The 19,552-nt window shown below is 38.0% G+C and carries 22 protein-coding genes and 1 pseudogene; 13 read left to right on the top strand and 10 right to left on the bottom strand.

Annotated features, from left to right (window positions below; all coding sequences use genetic code 11):
• Window positions 1–46: 46 nt before the first annotated feature.
• From MCBB_RS06905 to MCBB_RS06885, 5 genes are all read right to left on the bottom strand, one after another.
• Entirely contained in the window at window positions 47–865 is an 819-nt protein-coding gene (locus tag MCBB_RS06905; RefSeq protein WP_071907073.1) for an outer membrane protein assembly factor BamB family protein, read from the bottom strand.
• 404 nt (window positions 866–1,269) lie between these two features.
• The gene (locus tag MCBB_RS06900) at window positions 1,270–1,617 is read right to left on the bottom strand and encodes a hypothetical protein (RefSeq protein ID WP_145976020.1); all 348 of its coding nucleotides are present in this window, start codon (window positions 1,615–1,617) and stop codon (window positions 1,270–1,272) included.
• A complete protein-coding gene (locus MCBB_RS06895; protein WP_071907071.1) occupies window positions 1,607–2,254 on the bottom strand; it encodes a DedA family protein in 648 nt (215 codons plus the stop codon). Before MCBB_RS06895 ends, MCBB_RS06900 begins: the two co-directional genes overlap by 11 nt.
• Window positions 2,255–2,824: 570 nt before the next feature.
• Window positions 2,825–3,151, bottom strand: a complete 327-nt coding sequence (locus MCBB_RS06890) for a hypothetical protein (RefSeq protein ID WP_071907070.1) — start codon at window positions 3,149–3,151, stop codon at window positions 2,825–2,827.
• 18 nt (window positions 3,152–3,169) lie between these two features.
• Entirely contained in the window at window positions 3,170–3,469 is a 300-nt protein-coding gene (locus MCBB_RS06885) for an ArsR/SmtB family transcription factor (RefSeq protein ID WP_071907069.1), read from the bottom strand.
• 929 nt (window positions 3,470–4,398) lie between these two features.
• Between MCBB_RS06885 and MCBB_RS06880 the strand changes: the two genes are divergently transcribed.
• The 9 genes and pseudogenes from MCBB_RS06880 (at window position 4,399) to MCBB_RS06845 (ending at window position 10,322) form a co-directional block, all read left to right on the top strand.
• Entirely contained in the window at window positions 4,399–5,037 is a 639-nt protein-coding gene (locus tag MCBB_RS06880; protein WP_084789885.1) for a phosphatase PAP2 family protein, read from the top strand.
• 41 nt (window positions 5,038–5,078) lie between these two features.
• The gene (locus MCBB_RS11955; protein ID WP_071907067.1) at window positions 5,079–6,434 is read left to right on the top strand and encodes a MurT ligase domain-containing protein; all 1,356 of its coding nucleotides are present in this window, start codon (window positions 5,079–5,081) and stop codon (window positions 6,432–6,434) included.
• On the top strand, window positions 6,435–7,166 hold the full coding sequence (locus MCBB_RS11950) for a type 1 glutamine amidotransferase (protein ID WP_071907066.1): 732 nt from the start codon (window positions 6,435–6,437) through the stop codon (window positions 7,164–7,166). It abuts the gene before it with no gap.
• A 598-nt stretch (window positions 7,167–7,764) separates the two neighbouring features.
• Window positions 7,765–8,109, top strand: coding sequence for a zinc-ribbon domain-containing protein (locus MCBB_RS06865; RefSeq protein ID WP_071907065.1), 345 nt, complete (start codon window positions 7,765–7,767; stop codon window positions 8,107–8,109).
• A gap of 1 nt (window position 8,110) precedes the next feature.
• A pseudogene (locus tag MCBB_RS12415) lies at window positions 8,111–8,173 on the top strand (zinc-ribbon domain-containing protein); the annotation flags it as partial.
• A 78-nt stretch (window positions 8,174–8,251) separates the two neighbouring features.
• Window positions 8,252–8,683: a hypothetical protein gene (locus MCBB_RS06860; protein ID WP_231916326.1), complete on the top strand. Its 432-nt coding sequence runs from the start codon at window positions 8,252–8,254 to the stop codon at window positions 8,681–8,683.
• A gap of 23 nt (window positions 8,684–8,706) precedes the next feature.
• Window positions 8,707–9,258, top strand: coding sequence for a zinc ribbon domain-containing protein (locus MCBB_RS06855; protein ID WP_071907063.1), 552 nt, complete (start codon window positions 8,707–8,709; stop codon window positions 9,256–9,258).
• Between the two features lie 17 nt (window positions 9,259–9,275).
• A complete protein-coding gene (locus tag MCBB_RS06850; RefSeq protein WP_071907062.1) occupies window positions 9,276–9,686 on the top strand; it encodes a PepSY domain-containing protein in 411 nt (136 codons plus the stop codon).
• Between the two features lie 78 nt (window positions 9,687–9,764).
• Window positions 9,765–10,322 (top strand): hypothetical protein, encoded by a 558-nt coding sequence (locus MCBB_RS06845; RefSeq protein ID WP_071907061.1) that lies wholly within the window; start codon window positions 9,765–9,767, stop codon window positions 10,320–10,322.
• Between the two features lie 554 nt (window positions 10,323–10,876).
• Here MCBB_RS06845 and MCBB_RS12120 read toward each other — a convergent pair.
• From MCBB_RS12120 to MCBB_RS06835, 3 genes are all read right to left on the bottom strand, one after another.
• Complete coding sequence (locus tag MCBB_RS12120) at window positions 10,877–11,017, bottom strand: hypothetical protein (protein WP_171899102.1); 141 nt, start codon at window positions 11,015–11,017, stop codon at window positions 10,877–10,879.
• A gap of 567 nt (window positions 11,018–11,584) precedes the next feature.
• On the bottom strand, window positions 11,585–12,397 hold the full coding sequence (locus MCBB_RS06840; protein WP_071907060.1) for a CPBP family intramembrane glutamic endopeptidase: 813 nt from the start codon (window positions 12,395–12,397) through the stop codon (window positions 11,585–11,587).
• Window positions 12,398–12,762: 365 nt separating this feature from the next.
• The gene (locus MCBB_RS06835) at window positions 12,763–12,966 is read right to left on the bottom strand and encodes a hypothetical protein (RefSeq protein WP_071907059.1); all 204 of its coding nucleotides are present in this window, start codon (window positions 12,964–12,966) and stop codon (window positions 12,763–12,765) included.
• Between the two features lie 336 nt (window positions 12,967–13,302).
• Between MCBB_RS06835 and MCBB_RS06830 the strand changes: the two genes are divergently transcribed.
• The 4 genes from MCBB_RS06830 to rtcA all read left to right on the top strand — a co-directional run bounded on the left by MCBB_RS06830 (window position 13,303) and on the right by rtcA (window position 16,743).
• Window positions 13,303–13,644, top strand: coding sequence for a hypothetical protein (locus MCBB_RS06830; protein ID WP_071907058.1), 342 nt, complete (start codon window positions 13,303–13,305; stop codon window positions 13,642–13,644).
• 337 nt (window positions 13,645–13,981) lie between these two features.
• On the top strand, window positions 13,982–14,485 hold the full coding sequence (locus tag MCBB_RS06825; RefSeq protein WP_071907057.1) for a TIGR00288 family NYN domain-containing protein: 504 nt from the start codon (window positions 13,982–13,984) through the stop codon (window positions 14,483–14,485).
• A 1-nt stretch (window position 14,486) separates the two neighbouring features.
• Window positions 14,487–15,671, top strand: coding sequence for a TIGR03576 family pyridoxal phosphate-dependent enzyme (locus tag MCBB_RS06820; protein WP_071907056.1), 1,185 nt, complete (start codon window positions 14,487–14,489; stop codon window positions 15,669–15,671).
• Window positions 15,672–15,726: 55 nt separating this feature from the next.
• The gene (rtcA, locus tag MCBB_RS06815) at window positions 15,727–16,743 is read left to right on the top strand and encodes an RNA 3'-terminal phosphate cyclase (RefSeq protein WP_071907055.1); all 1,017 of its coding nucleotides are present in this window, start codon (window positions 15,727–15,729) and stop codon (window positions 16,741–16,743) included.
• 148 nt (window positions 16,744–16,891) lie between these two features.
• On the opposite strand, the gene MCBB_RS06810 is transcribed toward rtcA, so the two are convergent.
• On the bottom strand, window positions 16,892–17,866 hold the full coding sequence (locus tag MCBB_RS06810) for a biotin--[acetyl-CoA-carboxylase] ligase (RefSeq protein ID WP_071907054.1): 975 nt from the start codon (window positions 17,864–17,866) through the stop codon (window positions 16,892–16,894).
• A gap of 9 nt (window positions 17,867–17,875) precedes the next feature.
• Window positions 17,876–19,366: an acetyl-CoA carboxylase biotin carboxylase subunit gene (locus MCBB_RS06805; RefSeq protein ID WP_071907053.1), complete on the bottom strand. Its 1,491-nt coding sequence runs from the start codon at window positions 19,364–19,366 to the stop codon at window positions 17,876–17,878.
• Window positions 19,367–19,552 lie beyond the last annotated feature (186 nt).

Below are 19,552 nucleotides of genomic sequence, written 5' to 3'. Positions count from 1 at the left end.
AAAAAAGAAAAAAAAGTTAAAAAATTGGGTTTTTTATAAGACACGTCTAGCTGAAGTATCTCTGGTTGTTGCCTTCGTTGAGTTCGGTTATGGCGTAGTAGGGATCGACTATAGTGTATCCTCTGCTGAATGCACCGTTTATAACGATGTCCTTGGACTGTCCTGCACCTATGGTTCCTGCGTTAAGGTGGATGGTCCTGTAGGTTCCGTCGGTTTTTCTGACAACAAATTTAACAAGGACCTTGGATGCATCCGAGAGTCCGATATTTTCTATCTTTGCAGTGGTCTTGTCGCTGGCTTTGGTTATGCTCTTAACGCGTAGGTCGGGCAGCATGAATCCTTTGTATGCTGTGACTCCGCTTGCGGTTCCAGCCAAGTAGTAACCTCCAAAGACTGAGGGTTCAGAAGTGGTGGGGGCGTCCTGAACTGCAGTGAGGTTGTTTCCAGTTTCCCTATCGAGAACTATTGCTTTCTCGCTGTTTGAGAATATCACGCACGTACCTTTGACAAACACGTATTTCACAGGCTGTGCAGCACCTAGAACGTCGGTCTTGGTCCACTTGGTTGAACCATCGGCTTTGTTCAGTGCCCTTGCATCGTTAGCTGTACCTACAAAGACGTATTTTCCTGCCTTAACCGCGGATCCGTTTCCTGAAACTGTGATGTCTTGGCTCCAGACCTGTGCACCGGTGGGGTCTATCTCCTTGATGGCTGAGGAGGTTGTGACGAGTATGTTCTGACCGTCCCCTGTGATCTTCTGTGGCTGTCCGGTGTCTGAGGTCCATGCCTGTTGGAATGCGAATCCGCAGCTCATTGTGGCTATGAGCACGCAGAGAAACATTATCCCATGTCTTTTTCCTATCAATTTTTCACCTCCCTGGAAGCTTTAAAAAGACAAGGAATATCTAAGGATGACATGCCTAAAAACCGTTGGAGGACAAAGATTTAAATAGTGAGTAATACAAACTATGAAGTTTAAGCATAAACTCTTAAATTTCAATTAATTATTCACATTATTAGATCTAAAAAAAGTTAGTGAATTCCTATTTTTTGTGAATAGCCATGGTTTGTTGTGGTTGAACAGTTTGAATGTAATTGGATATTTTTTTGTATTCATTTACTAATTTAAATGGGAGTATGTGATTTTTGTTTTCGTATTGTACCAGCAGTTGGGGTGGATCTTCCACTGTAAGACTGTTTAGGTCTTAATTTTTAATAAATATATTATGGTAAGGATTTTCAGGTATCAGTTTAAAAATTTATTTCCACTTAACCTTTAATCTCCATCTTCACGAGCTTTGCAATGTAGCCCCCAATACACATCATAAAGCCTGGAAGTACCAATAAATTCAGCAAGGTCCCTGCAGTCACAGGTACAAATGTGCTGTTAATTAAGGTGTAGGGTATTAGGATAATGGAAACACCAAGACCTGAAATCAGCCCAGCTCGGGCTTTAGTACCGGGGGATGTGAAAGTTGCTACAAATCCTCCCATAATCAGAACTAAAACAAAGGAATCTGTAAGGACCGTGGGATTGTCCCAGAAAACTGTGTTTAAAAGGATGAAGAGTCCCAGTACAATCACTGTTCCTGATAAAATACTGTATCTATTTTTCATTCTCATCCAGCTTCTGAATCTCTGAAGTTTTTCCCGCGTACTTGTAGATCATGTAACCAATGAACACTACAAGACCCACCACAACTAGCATGTCCAGTGTGTGGAAGTATCCACGTATTATTTCCCATCTTGGACCTAACTGAACTCCAATGTAACCCAGAACAAAGCACCATGGCAGTGAACCCAAAAAGGTGTATGCTACAAACTTCTTAAGGTCCATTCCAGTTATTCCTGCAGGTAGGGATATGAAGGTTCTGATACCGGGCAGAACTCTGCTTACTAAGACTGCCTCGTAACCGTACCTGTCGAACCATTTATCTGCAAGTGCCAGCCTGCTTTTGGTTACAAGAACGTATTTGCCGTACTTTTCAAGTAGTGGCCTTCCTCCTTTCAGTCCCACGAAGTAGGCTATGAGGGCTCCGAAGAGGTTTCCTAAAGCTCCGATGAGAGTTATGCCCCATAGTGTCATGTTGGTGCTGCCCTGCCAGACAACAAATCCGCTGAAGGGCATTATAATTTCACTTGGAAGGGGTATGCATGCGCTTTCAAGGGTCATCCCAATGAAAACACCCCAGTAACCCAGGCTGCTTATAAGGTTAATTACGAAGCTGCTTACAAATTCAATTATACTAAACATAAAATAACCTCTGTAATTCTATTTTTAAGAGATGCTACCTTTGATTAAGTCTCTTTTAATGCGTTTTTAACAGGTTTTAACCAGCATGCTGGTTTATTAAGTGGAATATGAATATGTCAAATTCTTCAATCATAAAAAAAGACTAACTTCAATCTTTTATGATAAAAACTTATTTAACAGTTATTTTAATTATTTAACCTTGTTTTATGGGATAATATTTAAAAAAATCATTTAAAAATGGATTTTTCAGATGATAATTCCACTCAGTTCCTTGACCTTAATTTAATGACCTATATTTAAGTATTTATTCCAAAATTATGCCCCAATCTCAACCCAATCTTTTTTTCACATTAACCAAAAATCAAAAAAGGGGCTTAATAATTTAAAAAAATAAAAAAAAAGTTGGAATAAAAGAAGATTTAAAATTAAAAAGGAGAAAGATTTGGGATAAAACCTTTTAATTGGGGTTAAATATTTTGGGCAGGAATTAATCGGTTTTTAGTTCCACTTAAAAAAAAATATTAGTGGGATATGAAATTTTATTGCCCTTTAAAAGTTTTTGAGGATTTATCACCATGTTATTCTGAATAAAATGCCTAAAGCCACCAGTTGAATTGCATTTAGTGTGAATAATTCCACCAGATGTTCCATTCCTTCAGGGTTGTGGGTTCCGGCACCTGAAATTAGAAGCATAACCAGTACTCCCGTTGCCAAGACGTTTTGGAGTAGAAGAACAAGTGTGAAATACAAGAGTCCTATTGTGAATTCAGATTTAATCTTCTTGTAGCTTGTCCAGTAAATGTAGAGCAATCCGAATAGTAAGGAGATATTTACTGCTCCAATTCCAATGGCTACGTATTGAATTACATTCAACATTCCTGATTCAATTAATATCATCTTTTCTCATTCCTCCAATTAATGACCTTCTCCAGATTGTTCTACCCCAATCTTTTCCCAGATCTCTTCGAAAATACCGTAATTCTCTTCCATTTCTCCAGATAAAAAATAAAGTTTACCGTACTTATCACCAGTTGGTTTAATTAACTTATTTTTCTCTAAAATTTTGATGTGATGGCGTACTGTTTTGTAATCTAAATTAAGCTCCTCTGAAAGCTGATGCATGTTGTAAGGTCTTTCGGCCAGGGCTTTGATTATCCTTGCCCGATTTATACCTCCTCTTTTGCCAGCTATTAACCACCAGAGTAACTTCTTCATAACAATCCCCATCAAATGAACTTAAACATACAATTAAGATTCTTTTTAATTATCCTTTTGGACGAATTATTATAAATATTATTGTTAATTAGGTGATTCTTTAGATTAATAGGGTTTTTTTAATATTCACTGAGATTACATAGAATTGATGTTTTAAGTGTATTAATTACATTAGTATTCTGTTTTCGTGAAAGTTATGTTTGTAATTTTTTTGAAAGTTAAGGTAAAAATTGGGGTGTAAATTGGAAAAAATGTTATAGATATAATAAGAGACATCCATAATCGTCATGCAATGACCATTTGACAAACTGAACTCATTTATCACAACTAACCCTCTTAATATCACCAGGGGAGGGTTCTTTTATTCAAATTCTTGTTTTAAAATAGTAAAAAGATTATATACTTCTTGAAAAGGATTTTTTTAATGGTTGTCATGTCTTAATCATGACAGCATGCATTTGATATCCAAATTCTCTCTTTTTATTCCTATAAAAAAAGGTTAATGGGTTGTTGATTATTTTCTAAGTTAAAAAGTATTTAATTATGGACTAATCTACTTCAAAATTTGATAATCTGTTTTCATCTATGTAAAGTGGGCATTAATTGGGTTGAGATTGGGGCATAATAGGGGAATAATTATTTAAATATAGTTAATAAGACTAATAACAACGAATAGGGATTAATTCTAAAAAAATCCCTAATATAATATGTTATGGTTAAAATAGATGAGTTTCAATTGATTAATGGATAATACAAGCAATAATCCCGTTTTAGGAAATATTGGAAACTAATGGATTATTGATCATCCGAAGTAATGAAATTCTCATTTATTAACCACTCCATGGTATACTGGGTTTAAAATTTACATTATGGTTTTTTTTTAAACCATGATTTAAAAAGTTAAAAGAATCGTTAGGGAGTTTTTATGAATGTTTCATGTTTTAATTACAGGATTAATGCATTACAATACTGTTTTATTTTATTATGTTAATCTGGGAATGCAAAATAGTTTTCTAAACCATTTAATGCCTATTTTAACAGCTTTTGGAAGTCTAATGGCTTGGGGAATTGTTTGTGTGGCCTTGTATCTTTTGGGCGGAACCAAAGCTAAGAAAGTGGCTATCCTGGGATTACTGGCACTTTTTTTAGGAAATGTTGCAGTATACTTCTTAAAATATTTAGTTGCAGAGCCCCGGCCGTTTCTTGTTCTACCCCACGTTCATCAGCTCGTTCCAGAAACTGAAATTTACTCATTCCCTTCAGGCCACACAACAAGTTCTTTTGCAGTGGCCACAGTTCTGGGCCTTAAATACAGTTTAGGGATTAAAGGCAAAAAAATCAGATTAATCTATCCATTAATCCTCTTTGCAGGAGTAATAGGATTTTCCAGAGTTTACATAGGGGTTCATTATCCATTAGATGTTATATGCGGAGCATTAATCGGAATCTTCTTTGCTCTGGCAGTTTTGAAGTTAGAAACCAACATCTTCAACAACAAAATCTTTAAAATGAGGGGAATGGATAGAATAATGAATTTTAACGTATTAAATTTTATAAAAAAAATATGATGAAAGTAAAATAGAATATTAATTGAGATGGGGAGGTTAGATTGGGAAATAATTTTAGTTTCTATCTATCAGTTGCAGTTGGTAAATCAGTAAGATGGGGCTTAAAAAGATTTAATAGGAAAGCTACGGCTTTACCCGGAAATATTGCCCTTAAAATTGAACCAGATTTACTGAAGATCATCCGTAATATGTGCAAAAAAGTGGTGGTGGTAACAGGTACCAATGGTAAAACCACAACCACCAACCTGATTTACCATATCCTCAAGGAGGATAATGAGAATATTCTCTCAAATTTGAGAGGTGCCAACATGCCCCAGGGTATTGCAAGCACGATTATAGAAAACTTTAAATCTGAATATGATTGGGGAATCTTTGAAGTTGATGAGGGATCATTCCAAAGAATAGTAAGTGATCTGGAGCCGGATTACGTCATTGTAACAAATTTTTTCAGAGATCAACTGGATCGATACGGTGAAATAGAAAATACAGTTTCAATGGTGCGTGATACCTTAAAACCATTGAATACAACTTTAATTCTCAATGCAGACGATCCACTGGTATCTCAACTTGCACAGCTTAATAAAAATAATATATTTTATGGCGTAAAAAAGAATGAATTCAGCAGTAAAGACAAAACAGTTGTAGAAACTCAATTATGTCCAGTATGTGACAGTTACATGGACTATGAATACTTTAACTATGGACAATTAGGATCCTACCATTGTAAAGAATGTGGATTTGAAAATCCAGATTATGATTACTACTCCACAAATATCCACTACAACCAAGAATACTCCTTTGATATGGTGGGTAAAGAAATTTTTAGGGATATAAACTTCAAATATGAAGGTATTTACAATATCTACAATGTTTGTGCAGCCTTTGCATTCTGCTCTGAAGTAGGAACGGATCCCAATAATATTTTGGATAGAATTAAGAATTTTGATTATAAACTTGGACGGATGGAAGAGTTCAAATTTTCTGACAAGTTAGTTAAAGTTGCCCTCGTAAAAAATCCCATTGGCCTCACAGAAGTAATAAACAGCATCTACTATGATAAGAGAAAAAAATCTATTCTTTTTATTTTGAATGATAACCCTGCAGATGGAATGGATGTTTCATGGATCTGGGATGCATGTATGGATAAAATCCATGGAATTGAAAATTTAAAAACAGTGTCTTGTTCAGGTAAAAGAGCAGAAGACATTGCACTCAGGCTCAAATATGATGATCTATCAACAAAGATGATAGAAATAGATGAGAACATTGAAAAATCAATAAAAAAGGCTGTTAATCAGGATGATGTTGAAATCGTTTATATCTTACCTACATACACAGCTGTTTTTCAAACGCGTGATCTTGTGCTAAAATTTCAACACGAAGGGAGGGATTTATAAATGGAATTAAACATCTACCACATGTACCCTGAGGTACTGAATCTTTATGGAGATATAGGTAACGTTGTTTGCCTTAAAAAGAGATGTGAATGGAGTGGAATAACACCAAAAATAACGAATTTTGATATAAACTCTGAAAAAAAGGACTTAAAAGATGGGGACATATTTTTCATTGGTGGGGGCTCAGACAGATCCCAAAATATTGTTTACTCCCATTTTAGAAAGTACACAGAACAGTTCAAAGAAATAATTGAGGATAATGGTGTTGTTTTGGCTATCTGTGGAGGATACCAACTTTTAGGAGAAAAATATATTGACAGTGCAGGCAACGAAGTTCCAGGACTTGGAATTTTTAATTATTCCACTTTAAGCGAAGAAGGACGCTTAATCGGAAATATAATAATTGAAAATCAATTAAATTTACTTCCTAAAACCATTGTGGGCTTTGAAAATCATGGAGGAAGAACATACAGTGATTACAAACCGTTAGGCATTGTTAAAACAGGTTACGGTAACAATGGTAAAGATATGAAGGAAGGAATAGTTTACAAGAACTGTATAGGAACATACCTTCACGGCCCATTACTCCCTAAAAATCCTCATTTAGCAGATTACTTAATTCTGAAGGCTCTTGAAAGAAAATATGGAACAAAAAGTTTAAATGAAGTAACTGAGGTAAATGAATTTGAATATTTAGCCCATGACAAAGTTATTGAAATGTACTCAAAATAATACAGGCAGAAAACCTCACAATCCACTTTTTAAATTTAATAGAAACATAAAATCCAAAATAAGATGCACATAACAGAAACCATGAATACACCTAGTAAAGACTATTTTAAACCCATAAACTGTATTTGAAGGACAGCCTGATCCCATCAGGGTATCAAAGAATTGCTCAATTCGGCCTGACTCGGTAAAGACCTGGAGCTGAACCCTCCACAGGTGCACCACAGGACCTGAATTTATCACGTCTATCACGGCACTTGCAGGCTCGTCGGTGTTAAATTGCAGCTGGCCCGGGTACTGAGTGGGGAGTTGGAGGATGTGCAGGTGGAGCCTGGCTGGGCTGGACACTTTCAATATCATTAACTGATCAGTTTTTATGCTATTTCTTCTAATTATGATAATTTTTTCTTTATTTTTTGGTATTTATTTCAGAATTATGTTATTATATTCTGAACAGTCTATTTATGTTGTATAAAATTCTATGTTTTCTATTTGGTTTTAAACGAAAAATATTAATAATATTAACTTGAACTCTTAAAATAGGAAAAGGTTTAGATTACTTCAATTATGTCTAATTGATTAATATGGGGGGCTTTTGGTAATGTTTTGTAGTAAGTGTGGGGTAACTAATGATGAAGATGCTGTTTTTTGTAAAGAATGTGGTTCTAAACTTAATTCAAACAACTCACAAGTTGTTATATCCAAGAATACTGAAGTAAAAGGTTATACTAAGGTTATTGGTTGGATATCTGCTTTTATATTTCCACCTCTGGGATTGGTTGTTGGACTGTACCTCCTTTATCATAATGCAAATGATAACGATTCATGGTTTATTTTCGGAATAGCTTTCATAATATCTTTCTTAGTAATATTAGCCATTCTTTTAAATATTGAAGGCAATTTAAGTTACATAAGTGATTTAATACCACAAATGAGGGTGTATTAAATTGAAATGCATCAAATGTGGACATGAAAACGATTCAGATGCTAAGTATTGCGAAAAATGTGGCTCAACGCTAACAATAACCGAATCCGCAAAACAAGATAACGAAGGAATGAAGACCTCTACTAAACTGTTGATCTTAGTAGTGGTAGTTTTGGTTGCAGGTTTGGGTTTGACTTCGGGAATGTTACTGCAAATGAACAAAGGAGTTGTAGCAGCTAATAACACGAATACCGTGAATCAGTCTGAAACTGTTACAGGCCAGGCTACATGGCATCAAGTAGCTACTTACACAGAACCTGACGAAGGTGTGATGAATTTCATTATTCAAGGCCAAAAGTGCAAGGTGGTTATGACTGCAACACCTCCAATGGACTATCAACAAAATATACTGGGTGTTGACTTGTTAAAAGATAATTCTGCCTTAACTACAGGTTTGATATCATGGGAACCCACAGAAGCCCTAACAACAAAAGAAAAAACCATCGAAACCTCAGCAGGACCAGGAAACTACCAAGTCAACATAGCAGTCACAGACCTCCAAGACTGGCAAGTAACAGTCTATGACTACTACTAAAATTCGAAGTGGGAGGTGATGTAATGTCAAAGAAATGTCCAAAATGTGGCACAGAAAATCAAAGCAATTCAACTTTTTGTAGTAATTGTGGAACTAAATTGAAAAATAGAAAGGCAGAGGGGTTAATCCTTGGAGCAATAGCTATTATAATCTTATTTATTTTATTTACTTTAGTTCCTTCCTCTCCAACAGATGATCAATCAGACAGTGACAAACCTTTAACTGAAAACCAATATGTCGCAAACGTAAACCATTGGGTAGAATGTTTAGACACAACAGGGGATGTTACAGAAGGAAAAATTGTTTATACTGACGTGGATCCTTCAAATGAGGCATTTTGTGGAAATGTTCTTACTATCATGATGGTAACAGTTCCTCCTGCAAGATATGCAACGTATCATAAAAAATTAACTCAAGCGACTTCAGACAGATTTAATGGGCTTTATGACATGTCAAATGGAAAAGAAAACGGTGATCACGCTTTATATAACCAAGGAAAGGCTTTGGTGGCAAAATCAGCATCAGAGTTTAAATCAATCAATAATCAGACCGAAGAAATGACTACTTGGACCTAGATAGTGGAGGTTTAAAATTGGAAAAGACTACAACAATACTTTTGGTTCTATGTGTGGTTTTAGTGGCTGCACTTAGTTTAACTGTAGGTTTACTGATAGGAAATCAAAACAATAATCATATGGTCGTCAATACCACAAATAACACAACCGCCGCAGCTAATAACACAACGAATCAAACTCAAACTGAAAAAACTAGTACTACTAAAAAGACTTCGAGTAATGGTAAGATAACTGCTAATCAAGCGGCAAATATTGCATTAAAGAGTGTAGGGGATGGATGGAGTGTTATGTACGTGGATTATGAAACTTCACCTACATATGTTGCTCCATGTTATCAAGTTGGAGTAAGGAACCCTGATACACATGTGTCTCAGGATGTATATGTAAATGCACAAACTGGTTCAATCATGTTAAATCCACAGGGTTAAATTAAACAAATTGTTCAACCATTCGATTATGATTTTTTAATTTTTTTAGAAAACAAAAATATTTGGATGTGATTAGTAATGAAAAAGATATGGAGTATTTTGGTACTGTTTTTAATTTTAGCTATTGTAGGCGTTTCTGGATGTATAGGCACAAATTCTGTTCAAAATAAGACATTTTCTAGTTCAGGAATTTCTTTTCAGTATCCTGGCAATTGGTCAGATAACGTAACTGTAAATTGGACTTCAGGTAATGCTCAAAATGAAACGATAGGTAATTTAGGTAATGGAAACGTGACTCTAGGAGTTCTTTATATCAACGCGAGCAGTCAACCCCTATTTGCATCATACGACATTCCATCACTAGGAAATCTGGCTGTTCTATCATGGAAAAGTGACGGAACGAATACCACAGTTTTAAGCAACACTAACAGACAAATAGGCAACAACACAGTAGATGAAATAATATACACCTCACCAAACCCGGTCTCAGGAGCAGTATACAAATATTACTATGTTATAACTGGTGAACAAGGTAAATCCATATACATACTTCGTTTTGGAGCACCTGAAGCTGACTTCGCTAACTACTATAGCCAGTTCCAAGGTATTGTAAACAGCATTAACATCACCAAATAACACCACAGAATCCAAGAGATAAAAGTGAAACCAACAAGGAGATGGCCGATAATCTGTACGCTTTAACATCAGAAGAAAACAATTAGAAAAAGGGGTAGAATCGCCAAAAAAGGTATATCTTTTAAGAAACGACTTTTCAATTGGAGGCAGTGCAGCGTCCTAATTAATTACTTGTGTAATGACCCCAATTCATACCCAAGGAGCTGCACCTCCTCACCCCATTTTACTTTTACAATATTGTTTGCAGTCGGCAATTTCAAGTGTAATAACATTTAATATACTATTTAATTCCCACGGCTGAGGGGCATATTTGAGCCTTCGGCTCGATTTTACTACATTTCATTGTTTGCTTTAAGTTGCAGCTGGCCCTGTGAGTGGTTCTGGAGCTGTACAAGGTCATTATGAGTAACAGCGCAGTTCCTTAATAACAAAATATAAATAACTCTGTAACCGACTTTTAAATTGGAGGCGGTGCAGCACACTAATTTTTTCAAGTTTAGAACCCCAATCTACCCATGAAAAGCTGCACTGTTCCTCACCCCCACATATTGCTTTTAATTAACAATTTCCTCTCTTTTCATTAACATTGCCTGATTTGAACAATATTTACTGCCCTGAACAATTTCACCTGCAGCTGGAAGGATCCTGAGCTCTGGCAGAAATTCATGTTTTCTAACAATCACTCTAACAATCACTCATTTCATAGCCCCTTGCTTGCAACTGGGCTTGTTCCTGAAAATATATGTTGAGGAGCCTATCGAGGGGCCCCCGCCCCACGAGCGCTATCCCGATTTGCATATATCTTCAGTTGAATTGGAATGGACGCAAGATGATAAAAACTTATTTTTTTTAATTTTCTTTATCATCTTGCGGAGCGTATACAACATCGTTAAACTGTCGTATGACAAAATTAGGGTACCACGCTTCAGAGATTCAAATCATAGGGGCAATGAATTGAATTTTCAAGGGTTCCAGCACCATCGGTTGCTGGGGCCGCTAGCGCGGAGGCAGCAGGATGGGGGAGATGAAAATCCAATTCTTGCGGTTTCTATGATTTACGAGGGCTGGAGGTGCGAAATTTCGCCATACTCGGCAGTTTAGCGAAGTAAAATTACATCATATTCCAAGTTTTTTTCCAATAAAAAAATTTTTCAAAGATGGCTGGATTTAATTCAATCAAACCTATCCTGTAGTTAAAATTTGTAAAAAAATAGTGTACTCACCCAAAAAATTTAAAAAAAAGATATTTAAAGATGGATAGTTCAAATCAACACGGCCAAAGGCACAATTACATGCAGCACGATATCTGCAGAGAAATGGGATATCATGGCTGATTCTAAACCCTTCTTCCAGTAAAGCCATCCAAATATAATTCCGCCAACAGCATTTAGAAGAATGGTACGAACAATTACCATGGGTGTGAGTGTTGTTAGACTCATCACTGCAGGTAAATGGCCTGCACCAAAGATAACTGCAGCTAAGATAATGGCTAACCACATACCTGTGTTTGTTGGTTTTCCTTCTTCTGTACTTTTGATTTTAAAGATTATCCATGCAATTATGGTCATTAAGAATAATCTCAAGAGAATCTCTTCGTTTATTCCGCCATAGAAAGATGCTAAGAATCCCTGCCATGCAGGAGGAGTTATTGAAGCTTGAGTTATGTTGATGGATACACCAGCAAAGGAAAACAGATAATCAAGGCCAATTATCAGGATACCTGCCAATACTCCAAGGCCAATTGATATTCCAAGTATGGATTTTAAATAGCCTTTAACTTCACGGCCTTCGAGCCATCCTTCGAGTATTGGAAGTCCAAGTCCAACTTTTTTGGCAAGGTAAAGACCAACGAAGATAGTAAAAGCAAGCAGGACTATGGTCTGGATAATTTGAGCAGCCACGAGGACGGATAAAGGTACTGGTGAATTTTGAAGTAATCCCCCTTCAAGGGTGAGAGTGTACGGCCATATGGTTATGGCTCCAAAGGTACCTGCAATTAACAAAATCAAATACAATTTCCAGTTAACAATTTTTGAAATGGAATTTTTTCCCTCAGTTTTACTTTTAATCTGCATTTTAACCTCCCTTTAAAAAATATTAATTTTAATGAAGTATTATTAGTGTTACTCTATACTCAATTAGTTCCTTCGGTTATGTCTGTCCTAGTGATTTCATAGCATCTTCAAAGAATAGTTTCTATTTCAAGAGTAGTTTATAGGTGTATTGATTAGAATCCTTCGCTGCATGTTTTTTTTATATAGGGTAGGACATTCCTATTTACTGATAACATCATTATTGATTATCTCAAGTATACATATGATAAATGTCCTTAATGATATTATGTTATAATGTTTGAAGAACTATTAAAAGAAGTATTAGAATCCATTGAGAATTAAAAAAACACTTAAAAAAAATCTCTAATTTTAAAATTCAATATCCCTTATGAGTTGCATCGGTTCACTATCATTTCACTGAGGATCCGCTCAAACTCACAGTGGAGATCATCGTGTTCAGGATATCTGACATCCGCAGCAGGGATTGATTCGGTGGGCTTTCCAATGAACACCATTTCTTCACCACACTCTGAACAGTACATTCCATTGTTTGATGTGGCCCTACCACATACTGGACATTCCATAGCCATACACTAACCTCTTTATCATGATTTATAACTATTCTTCTTTATCCTGAAGTTATATATAATTTGTTTTTTTCTTTCCAAATGCCCACTTGGATCATCATGGCTTCAGAGAAGATTTCCAATTTTTATTACGGTCTTACAGGAAAATACCCGAAAAATATCCCTCTTCAGCTACAATAGAAAACCTTTAAAACCTACAAGATCAATGTAAGTTGGTATCTCACAAACCTTTAAAAGATTGGAAAATCAACTTTTGTTTGAATATCCAAGGATTAAAAAAGGTTTATTTCTGAATCATTATATTCAGTGAAAAATAGAAAATATATCGTGGTGAATGTTATGGAAGAAAATACTAAAAATTCAGAACTAACTGAAAAAGAATTAAAATCAAGAATGAGACTTTTCAAGCAGGCCCTTAAGGATGAAACTAAAAAGGACAAACTTCAGGACAGCATAGAGGGTTCTGAGGTTATGATACGCTTTGAGATATACTTGCCAACCAAGAATCCTGACAAATTCGTGGACGGTCTGTATCTTTACATGAACGATGAAGGAACCATAATGAGTGCAGAGTACTACCTCAAAAGCTCCGATGCAATGACAGTAAAACCACTGGGAGAAAAGGAGTTTAAAGTAGTTAAGGAATTATTCCAGGATGCATTCTCCCTTGAGATAGAGTAACCTATCCAATTCAATGAATATCTGAAGGTTCAATGTTCATTCCAATATGTAATGACATGTCCTGCAAAAGATCCCTCATGAAGTTGAACCACTCAAAAACTGGCATGTCATTTATATATGTTCAGAAATTCATAAAATAATATAAAGGGAACTTGATGGTTCCCATAAACTCTGAAAATGGAAATGATCTAATGATTTTTTTCAAAAACCATCCAGATCAACTGGATCAGCTTTTAAAAAAAGCTTTCATATGGGCATAATTTCGATTATACAGATCATCAACTTTTTTCAGTTAAAAAGCAACAAAATATAGTAACAATAAGCATGGAGGACAAAAATGCGAAGTTTTGAAAAATTAAGCTCCCTTAAAGATTATATTCCCTTAAAAAGGACAGAATCTGGGGGCAAAAATATAGGACTCCTTGTTGACGGCCCTAACATGTTAAGAAAGGAATTCAGTCTTAACCTTGACCTTGTAAGGGAAATAATATCTGAATATGGTAATATGAGAATAGGTAAGGTTTTATTAAACCAGTACGCCTCAGACAAGCTTATAGAAGCCATAGTTAACCAGGGTTTTACACCGATCGTTGTTGCAGGTGACACAGATGTTTATATGGCAGTTGAAGCCATGGAACTCATTTACAATCCTAACATTGATGTTATTGCACTCATGACACGTGATGCTGATTTCTTACCAATAATAAACAAGGCCAAAGAAAACGGGAAGGAAACAATAGTAATAGGTGCTGAGCCTGGTTTCAGTGCAGCCCTACAGAACTCTGCAGACAGTGCAATAGTACTAAAACCAGAAAACCAGAAAAGCCATTTCCACGATTGATATGATCATAGAATCTTCACTGGATGAGGTGAAACGCAGAGAATCTGCCCTGAAGATCATACGATCCAGGGTACGTTCCAATGGAAGGACATCCATCTACGACTTAACTGGTCTTGCAGGAGGATTTCCACTTTTAGATGGTGATATGGCTCTTCTTGAAACCTATGCAGGACCTGCAGTTTTTGAGGATGAGATCCAGAGGCTTGGAAGGGAACACCTTGGCGGGGAGAAAATCCTGGCCCTCAACAGAACCAGTTCAGGAATACTCGCAGCCATACTGGCCCTTGTACAGGATGGAGATGAGATCGTACACTACCTTCCAAAATCACCGGCCCATCCCTCAATACCCCGCAGTGCAGAACTTGTGGGTGCCAGCTACAGAGAATTTGATGATGTAAACCAATTCAAGGTTGGAGAAAAAACTTCACTGGTATTCATAACAGGATCCACCATGGACCATCAAGTGGTTGATGAAACCAATTTCAGGAAGGTTGTTGAGCTTGCACATGAACACGGTGTTCCAGTTTTCGTTGATGATGCTTCCGGTGCAAGGCTCAGAACGGTGGTTTACAAACAGCCCAGGGCAATGGACATGGGTGCAGACCTTGCAGTGACCAGCACAGACAAACTCATGGATGGTCCAAGAGGAGGATTAATGGCTGGAAAAGAGGACATCATTGACAGGGTCAAATCTAAGGCCCTTCAGTTTGGACTGGAAGCCCAACCACCCATTGTTGTTGCTATGGCCCGTGCACTTGAAAACTTCAAACCAGAACGTATAGTTGAAGCCTTCCACACTAAGGATGAAACTTACACAGCCCTCAAGGAGGATATCCCGAGCATCATGGAAACACCCACAGGCTTCATGATGAAACCAGAGGGGTTCATGGCAGAGATGGGCGCTGCTGGTGTTGAAACCTGTCTCAGCAAGAAGGATCTTGCCTTTGTCTTTGCAATGCTGCTCCTTGAGAAACACAGCATCATAACCATCCCTGCAGTTGGAATGCCCGGTGCATCTGCCACTGTGAGGATAGATCTTGCATCCAAGGATGCCTCAAGAATTGAAAGGCAGAAACTCATCGATGCATTTAAGAAAACCCTTCATGAACTTAAATCAATAGCCTCTGATGAAGGTGCATGCAGGGCAGTTCTAGGTACATCCCAGGATGCTCAAAGGAAGAACTAAACATATTTTTTATTTTTTCCCATTTCAAAACTTTTTTTTTACACAGGTGCAATACATGATAGAAATCAACGGGGCCCATGGTGAAGGTGGAGGAGCTCTTTTAAGGGTTTCTGCAGCACTATCTGCTCTTAAACTTCAACCATTCCACATGACCAAGGTAAGGGCTGGAAGACCAAAACCTGGACTCATGCCACAGCACCTCCATGCCCTCAAACTCCTTCAGGACATGAGCAGTGCAACTTGCACAGACATCCAGATAGGCTCCCAGGAATTTTACTTCAAACCAGAATCACGCGCTGGTGGAAACTATCACGTTGATGTGGCAACTGCTGGAAGCACAACTCTGATACTCCAGGCAGCAATGATCCCGGCATCCTTTGCAGATACAACCGTCACACTAACCCTCAGAGGAGGTACAGACGTTAAATGGGCACCACCAGTTGACTACCTGAAACACGTCACACTGCCCATATTACATTCCCTGGGATGCAGGGCAAATGTCCAGGTGAAACGGAGGGGACACTACCCAAGGGGAGGGGGTATTTTAAGGGCAGAAATAAATCCCGTAAAAAAATTAAAGCCAGTAACACTTTTAGAATCTGAATTTGATTCTATAAAAGGGGTTTCACATTGTGTGAATCTGCCAGAACATGTTGCAGTGAGACAGGCTGAAAGTGCCAGAAAGGTGCTCAGATCCGCAGGTTACAGTGCATATATTGAAATTCAGCATTCTACAGATGAGATCGGTCCTGGATCTGCCATAGTTCTCTGGACGGATGGGAAAACGCCCTTAGGTGGAAGTTCAATTGGAGAACCCCGAAAGAGGGCAGAACTCGTTGGAAAAAATGCAGCAGAAGAACTTCTGCACCACATATCTGGGGGTGCGGCCCTGGACAGGTACATGGGAGATCAGATAGTTCCTTACATGGCCCTTGCAGGAAAATCCCATGTAAAAACAGCAGAACTCACCCAGCACACCCTCACCAACATATACGCTGCAGAGAAGTTCACAGGAAAAACCTTCCATATACTGGGAGACCTTGGACAGCCATCTGAGATAATCGTGGACTGAAAAACATTGAAAAAAACATTAAAAATAGTTCATTATAAAATTCACTTACAAATTAAAAATATTAAAAATCAAGTATTTTATTGAAAAGTAAATAAAAAAAGGATTTATAACAAAATTTATAACAAATATATCCCCTTACTTTCTCTTACTACTTTTTGACATGGATGCATTCTCCAGATAGGACCTTTTTAAGGGTTCCATCGTCGAGTTCCACTATGAGAACACCGTCCTTGTTGATACCCACAGCTTCACCCTTCAGAGTCCTGCCACGTTTATGCACTTCAACGTAGTTTCCAATTGTTGTGGAGAGTATGCGCCATTCTTTAAGTATTTCAGGGAACTTACCTTCCTTGAAATCGCCGTAGGTCTTTTCGAAGTTAATCAGGAATTTCTGGACGAGTTTAACACTCTGTATCTCCCTTTCAAGTTCCATTTTCAGGGATGTTGCACCACTGCGAAGTTCTGGTGGGAAGAGATCCACGTCAACGTTCAGGTCGATACCTATACCCACCACAACGTAGTCAACCATGTCCACGGTTGCACTGACCTCTGTGAGTATTCCACAGACCTTTTTATCGCCAATTAATATATCATTGGGCCATTTTATCCCAACGTCAAGTCCACATTCACTTTTAAGGGTTTCGGCCACTGCAACACCAGTTACAAGGGTGAGCTGGGGTGCGTTCATGGGAGGTATTTCAGGTCTGAGTATCATGCTCATCCAGACACCACCTTCAGGTGACACCCATTTCTTTCCACGCCTGCCCCTTCCCCTGCTCTGACTTTCTGCCACAACAAGGGTTCCTTCTGGCGAACCTTCCTCTGCAAGTTTCTTGGCAACTTCGTTGGTTGAATCCACCTTCTTGAAGTAGTGAACTTCATGGCCCATGTACTCAGTTTCAAGGTTTCTCTTCAGTTCGTAGGGCAGGAGAAGATTGGGAGTTTTCCGGAGGCAGTACATGTCCCCATCGGATGATTCTATTACGTAACCATCCTCCTTCAGGGATTCGATTTGATCCAACAATTCTTCCTTTGAAATATTCAGTTTTGATGCAATATCCTCACCTGAAACGCAGTTTTCAAGGTTTTCATACAGGGTCTTCAATACGTTCTGCTTAACCATCTAAAACACCTACTTCTTCTCTTTTTGAGCAATTGTATGGGCCATATAATTTGAAACAGCTCCTGAAACAGCTGCAATCTTCTTGGAAGGTAAAAATGTTGATTTAAGACGTGCTTCCTTCTGTTTATCTGCAAGTACAACTTGCTTCATATTTTCCTCTATATCCTGCTTGTGTTCATCCACGAAGTGTGTGTGAAGTTTGGCCTCTATGAAATGAGGGTTGTTCATCATGGACTTGTGGAAGGGAAGGGTTGTTTTAACACCGAGAATTATGTACTCAGACAGTGCACGTCTCATACGTGCAATTGCCTCGTTACGGGTTCTTCCCCAGACTATAAGCTTGGATATCATTGAATCGTAGAAGGGTGGTATGCTGTAGTTCATGTAAACACCACTGTCAACACGCACACCTGTACCTCCAGGAGACCTGTAACCTGTGATCTTACCAGGGTTAGGTGCAAAGTCATTCAATGGATCTTCAGCATTGATACGACACTCTATGGCATGTCCATGGACCTGTATCTCATCCTGATTGCAGCAGAGCTCCCTTCCAGATGCTATCTTTATCTGTTCCTTCACAAGGTCCACACCTGTCACGAACTCTGTTATTGGATGCTCCACCTGTATACGGGTGTTCATCTCAAGGAAGTAGAAATTTCCATCTGAATATATGAACTCAACGGTACCTGCATTTGTGTAACCAATGGATGCAGCTGCCTTAACCGCAGCAGAACCCATCTGGTCACGGAGTTCATCAGTCATAATAGGGGATGGTGCCTCCTCTATAAGCTTCTGATGTCTTCTCTGGATTGAACATTCCCTGTCTGCAACATGTATGGTGTTTCCATGCTCATCTGCAAGTATCTGGAACTCTATGTGTCTGGGTTCCTCTATGTACTTCTCTATGTACACGGTTGAGTCTCCAAAGGCAGAGGCAGCAACGGATTGTGTGGATTCTATCGCCCTTACCAGTTCATCCTCCTCGTAAACAGTTCTCATACCTATTCCACCACCACCTGCTGATGCCTTAACAATGACTGGGTAGCCTATGGATTCTGCCATGGAAACTGCTTCATCTATACTGCTTATTCCCTTACTTGCACCGGGTACGACAGGAACACCTGCCTTCTGCATGAGCTTTTTAGATTCGATCTTACTTCCCATGGAATTTATAACTGAACCCTTGGGTCCTATGAGTTTTATGCCGTGTTTCTCACATTCATCTCCAAGTCTGGCGTTCTCAGCAAGGAATCCGTAGCCGGGGTGTATTGCTTCTGCACCGCATTTCTCTGCAACATCGATGATCTTGTCGATGTTCAGGTAACTTTTAGCTGGTGCTGGTTCACCTATGTTGTAGGCTTCATCTGCATACTTGGCAAAAAGTGAGTTTTTATCAGCATCTGAATAAACTGCAACACTTTTAACATCCAGTTCTCTGCAAGCCCTCATCACTCTTATGGCAATTTCGCCCCGGTTTGCAATCAAAACCTTTTTAAACATGATATCGTCCTGTGGTCTTTTTTTAGTTCCACTTGTCTTTTCCTCTGGTTTTTAAACATTTTTTGACTAAATTAAACTATCTTTTTTTATCTATATCTATTTAATCATATTTTACTTCTACCATGATACCCCACCTTATAATATATTGTTGTGGTTCAATTTGGAATTGGAATCATGAATTTTGAA

The sequence above is a fragment of the Methanobacterium congolense genome, from assembly GCF_900095295.1.
In the GTDB taxonomy this organism is placed as follows: domain Archaea; phylum Methanobacteriota; class Methanobacteria; order Methanobacteriales; family Methanobacteriaceae; genus Methanobacterium_C; species Methanobacterium_C congolense.
Note: the sequence above shows the minus strand (reverse complement) of the source record. Positions and strands in the feature narration are given on the sequence as shown.